Source organism: Xenophilus sp. (genome assembly GCF_044462705.1).
Classification (GTDB): domain Bacteria; phylum Pseudomonadota; class Gammaproteobacteria; order Burkholderiales; family Burkholderiaceae_C; genus Xenophilus; species Xenophilus azovorans.
Map to the genome: position 1 here is coordinate 1 of NZ_JBIQNC010000280.1, position 5,101 is coordinate 5,101.

Genomic DNA, 5,101 nt, shown 5'->3' on the forward strand with positions numbered 1-5,101 from the left:
GCGCCGAGGAAGCCGGACAGCACGGTGACGGGAAGGCGGTGCATCGCAGGTCCTTGTTGATATCGGATTATCAACATCATAAAGGCAGCACCCTCTTTCCCCCATCCGCGGTCTGGGCCGCGTGCGGCGCGCCGCGTAGCATCGGGCCCATCCACCTCGCCCGCCATGCCCCTGCCCGATCAATCCCGCCGCCCCCGCATCTACCTGGCCGGACCCGACGTGTTCCGGCCCGACGCCGAGCGCGTGTTCGCCGGCCTCAAGGCGCAGTGCGACGCCCTGGGCCTGCAGGGCGTGGCGCCGACGGACGCGGGCGTCGACACGCGCCGCGGCAGCGACGACGAGATCGCGCAGCGCATCTACGAGGGCAACGTGCGGCTGCTGCGCGGCAGCGACGGCGTGATCGCCCACCTCGCCCCCTTCCGCGGGCTGGAGCCGGATGCGGGCACGGTGTTCGAGGTCGGCTACGCGGCGGCGCTGGGCCTGCCCGTGGTCGCCTACGGCGTGCCCGAGGCGAGCTACGAGCAGCGCGTGTGCGCGGCCATCGGCTGCGCCCGCGACGCACAGGGCGCGATGCGCGAGGCGGGCAGCGGCACCATGGTCGAGGGGCTGGGCCAGCGCATGAACCTGATGCTCACGCGCTCGACCGCCATCGAGGCCGACGCGGCGGCAGCGCTTCGCCGGATCGCGGCGCTGCTCGGCCGCTGAACCGTCAACCCCGCGCGAAGCGGTCGGTGCTGCGGATCAGCGCGTCGAGGATGCCCGGCTCGGAGTACGCATGGCCGGCGCCCTCGACCAGGTGGAACTGCGCGTCCGGCCAGGCGCGGTGCAGCTCCCACGCGTAGCGCAGCGGGCACGGCATGTCGTAGCGGCCGTGCACGATGGCGCCGGGGATGCCGGCGAGGCGGTGCGCGTCGCGCAGCAGTTGCCCCTCCTCCAGCCACGCGCCGTGCACGAAGTAGTGGTTCTCGATGCGCGCGAAGGCCAGGGCGAAGTGCGGGTCGCGGAAGGGCTCGCTGAGGGCCGCGTCGGGCAGCAGCGTGATGGTCTCGCCCTCCCAGATCGCCCAGGCCTGCGCGCAGGCGAGCTTCGCGGCCTCGTCGCCGCCCACCAGCCGCCGGCGGTAGGCGGCGATCATGTCGTGGCGCTCCTCGGGCGGAATGGGCGCCTGGAAGCGCTCCCACTTGTCGGGGAACATCTCCGACACGCCCCACTGGTAGTACCACTGCAGCTCGGCCCGCGTGACGGTGTAGACGCCGCGCAGCACCAGCGCACTCACCCGTTCGGGATGCGTCTGCACATAGGCCAGCGCCAGCGTCGAGCCCCAGGAGCCGCCGAAGACCAGCCAGCGCTCCACGCCCGCCAGCGCGCGCAGGCGCTCGATGTCCTCGACCAGATGCCAGGTGGTGTTGGCCTCCAGGCAGGCGTGCGGCGTCGATCGGCCGCAGCCGCGCTGGTCGAACAGCAGCACGTCGTAGCGCGCCGGGTCGAACAGGCGCCGCTGCGCCGGCGAGAGGCCGCCGCCCGGCCCGCCGTGCAGGAAGACCGCCGGCGTCGCGCCCGGCGTGCCGCAGCGCTCCCAGTAGATGCTGTGGCCGTCGCCCACGTCCAGCATGCCGCTGGCGTAGGGCTCGATCGCAGGGTAGAGGGTGCGCAGGGTGGTCATGTCGTCTCGTAGACGATGGCGGCCTGCCCCGCCTCGGCCTGCGCCATCCAGCTCGCCAGCGCCGCATCGGCCGGGAAGAAGCGCGCCGCCTCGCCCAGCTGCAGTTCGACCTGCGCGCCGGCGCGCGCCATCGCCAGCCGCACCGGCAGGCCCTGCTGCACCTCGCCGGCCTCGGTCTGCTCGCGCCGCGGCGGGAAGTCGCGCACGATGCGCTCGATGTCCGGCAGCTTGCCGTTGACCGCCACGCGCAGGAACTTGCCGAAGCGGCAGCGCGCCATGCCCAGGTCCCACACCTGCTGCACGTTGAAGCGCGGCTCGAAGCCGCCGCGCCCCGGCTGCAGCCGGCCGCTGACGACGACCAGCTCGTCGTCCTTGATCAGGCGCATGGCATCGGCCACCGACTCGTCGGCCACGGCTTCGATGGAGCCGCTCTTGTCGTCCAGCACGAACAGCGCCAGCCGTCCGCGCTGGCCGTTGATGACGCGCACGCCGGAGACGATGCCGGCGATGGTCTGCGGCTCGCGGCTGTCGATCAGGTCGTCGATCTTGCGCCGCGCGAACTGCCGCACCTCGCGCGCCACCTCGTCGAACAGGTGGCCCGAGAGGTAGAAGCCGATGGCCGTCTTCTCCTGCATCAGCCGCTCCTTCACGCCCCAGGGCTGCACCTCGGCCAGCGGCGGCTCCTCGGTGCTGCTGCCCAGCGCGTCGGCGTCCATGTCGAACAGGCCGCCCTGGTTGGCATTGGCCTCCTGCGCCGCGGCGTAGTCGAAGGCGCGGTCCAGCGAGGCGACCAGCGCCGCGCGGTCGGCATGCAGCGTGTCGAAGGCGCCGGCCTTGATCAGCGCCTCCACCGTGCGCTTGTTGATGCGCTGGCGGTCCACCCGGGCGCAGAAGTCGAACAGGCTCTTGAAGGCCCCGCCCTCCTCGCGCGCCTTGACGATCGCCTCGATGGCGAGCTGCCCCGTGCCCTTGACGGCGCCCAGGCCGTAGCGGATCACCTTGTCGCTCACCGGCTCGAAGCGGTAGTTGCCGCGGTTGACGTCCGGCGGCTCGAAGCTCATGCCGAAATGCTTGACCGCGTCCTCGAACAGCACCTTCAGCTTGTCGGTGTTGTCCATTTCCACCGTCATGTTGGCGCAGTAGAACTCGGCCGTGTAGTGCACCTTCAGCCAGCCGGTGTGGTAGGCCAGCAGCGAGTAGGCGGCGGCGTGCGACTTGTTGAAGCCGTAGCCCGCGAACTTCTCCATCAGGTCGAAGATCTCGTCGGCCTTCTCCTGCGGGATGTTGTGCGTGGCCAGCGCACCGGCGCGGAACTTCTCGCGGTGCTCGGCCATCTCCTCGGCCTTCTTCTTGCCCATCGCGCGGCGCAGCAGGTCGGCGCCGCCGAGCGAGTAGCCGCCCAGGATCTGCGCGGTCTGCATCACCTGCTCCTGGTAGACCATGATCCCGTAGGTCTCGCTGAGCATGTCGGCCACGGCCGGGTGCGGGTACTCGACTTCCTCGCGGCCGTGCTTGCGCGCCACGAAGCTGGGGATCAGGTCCATCGGGCCCGGGCGGTACAGCGCGTTCAGGGCGATCAGGTCCTCCAGCCGCGTCGGCCGCGCGTCGCGCAGCATGCCCTGCATGCCGCGGGATTCGAACTGGAACACCGCTTCCGTCTTGCCGTCCTGGAAGAGCCGGTAGGTCGCCTTGTCGTCCAGCGGGATGTTCTCGTAGGCGAAGTCCTCCCGGCCCTTGTGGCGCTGCATGATGAACTCGCGCGCGATCTCCAGGATGGTGAGCGTCGCCAGCCCCAGGAAGTCGAACTTCACCAGGCCGATGGCCTCCACGTCGTCCTTGTCGTACTGGCTCACCGCCGACTCGCTGCCGGGCTGCTGGTACAGCGGGCAGAAGTCGGTGAGCTTGCCCGGCGCGATCAGCACGCCGCCGGCGTGCATGCCGATATTGCGCGTCATGCCCTCCAGCCGCTGCGCCATCTCGACGAGGGACTTGACCTCCTCCTCCTTCTCGATGCGTTCGGCCAGCTGCGGCTCGGCGGCGATGGCGTACTTCTCCTTGTCGGCCTCGGACAGGTCGGCCGGCGGGTACTGCAGCGTGACGGGCTTGCCCGGCTTGTTGGGGATGAGCTTGCTGATGCCGTCGCAGAAGGTGTAGCTCATGTCCATCACGCGCCCCACGTCGCGGATGGCGGCGCGCGCGGCCATGGTGCCGAAGGTGGCGATCTGGCTGACGGCGTTGCGGCCGTACTTGTCCTTCACGTAGTCGATGACGCGGTCGCGGTTGCCCTGGCAGAAGTCGACGTCGAAGTCGGGCATCGACACCCGCTCCGGGTTCAGGAAGCGCTCGAACAGCAGGTTGTACTTGAGCGGATCGAGGTCGGTGATCTTCAGCGCGTAGGCCACCAGCGAGCCGGCGCCCGAGCCCCGGCCCGGCCCCACCGGGCAGCCGTTGGCCTTGGCCCACTGGATGAAGTCGCCCACGATCAGGAAGTAGCCCGGGAAGCCCATCTTCAGGATGGTGCCGATCTCGAACTCCAGCCGCTCGACGTAGCGCGGGCGCTCCTGCTCGCGCTGCGCCGCGTCGGGGTACAGGTGCGCCAGGCGCTCGTCCAGCCCCTTGAAGGACTCGACGCGGAAGTACTCGTCGATCGTCATCCCCTCGGGAATCGGGAAGTCCGGCAGCCGCGGCTTGCCCAGCGTGAGCGTGAGGTTGCAGCGCCGGGCGATCTCCACCGTGTTGGCGATGGCGCTGGGCACGTCGGCGAAGAGCCGCTCCATCTCGGCCGCGCTCTTGAAGTACTGCTCGCGCGTGAAGCGGCGCACGCGCCGCTGGTTGCCCAGGATCTCGCCCTCGGCGATGCACACGCGCGCCTCGTGCGCCTCGAACTCGTCGGCCTCCAGGAACTGCACCGGGTGCGTCGCCACCACCGGCAGGTTCAGCCGCGCGGCCAGCTGCACGGCCGCGACCACGTGGGGCTCGTCCTCCGGCCGGCCGGCGCGCTGCAGCTCGATGTAGAAGCGGTGCGGGAACAGGCCCGCCAGCCGCAGCGCCGCCTCGCGCGCGCGCTCGGCGTTGCGGCTGGCCAGCGGCGCGCCCAGCGGCCCCGCCTGCGCGCCCGAGAGCGCGATCAGGCCCTCGTTCAGCTGCTCGATCCATTCCCACTTCGCCTTGGCCTGGGCCTCCCCCCGGCCCACGTTCTGCGTCCAGGCGCGCGCCAGCAGCTCGCACAGGTTCAGGTAGCCGGCATGGTTCTGCACCAGCAGCACGATGCGGCTGGGCGCGGCGTCGGCGTCCAGCCCCTCGACGATCACCTCGCAGCCCAGCAGCGGCTTGACGCCCTTGCCCCGCGCTTCCTTGTAGAACTTGACGCCGCCGAAGAGGTTGTTGAGGTCGGTGATGGCCAGCGCGGGCTGGCCGTCCTTCGCGGCGGCCTTGACG

3 protein-coding genes are annotated in these 5,101 nt (G+C 70.7%); 1 reads left to right on the forward strand and 2 read right to left on the reverse strand.

Annotated features, from left to right (window positions below; all coding sequences use genetic code 11):
- Positions 1-165 precede the first annotated feature (165 nt).
- Positions 166-705 (forward strand): nucleoside 2-deoxyribosyltransferase, encoded by a 540-nt coding sequence (locus ACIY1X_RS24610; protein WP_399685818.1) that lies wholly within the window; start codon positions 166-168, stop codon positions 703-705.
- A 4-nt stretch (positions 706-709) separates the two neighbouring features.
- Here ACIY1X_RS24610 and pip read toward each other — a convergent pair whose 3' ends face one another.
- On the reverse strand, positions 710-1,663 hold the full coding sequence (pip, locus tag ACIY1X_RS24615) for a prolyl aminopeptidase (protein ID WP_399685821.1): 954 nt from the start codon (positions 1,661-1,663) through the stop codon (positions 710-712).
- Positions 1,660-5,101: DNA polymerase III subunit alpha (gene dnaE, locus ACIY1X_RS24620; protein WP_399685824.1), on the reverse strand; the 3,442-nt coding region annotated here is incomplete at its 5' end. The genes pip and dnaE, both read right to left, overlap by 4 nt.

What these genes read in the sequence shown, in the direction of transcription:
- ACIY1X_RS24610 (WP_399685818.1), top strand. Translation starts at nt 166, where the DNA reads ATGCCCCTGCCCGATCAATCCCGCCGCCCCCGCATCTACCTGGCCGGA.
- pip (WP_399685821.1), bottom strand. Translation starts at nt 1,663, where the DNA reads ATGACCACCCTGCGCACCCTCTACCCTGCGATCGAGCCCTACGCCAGC.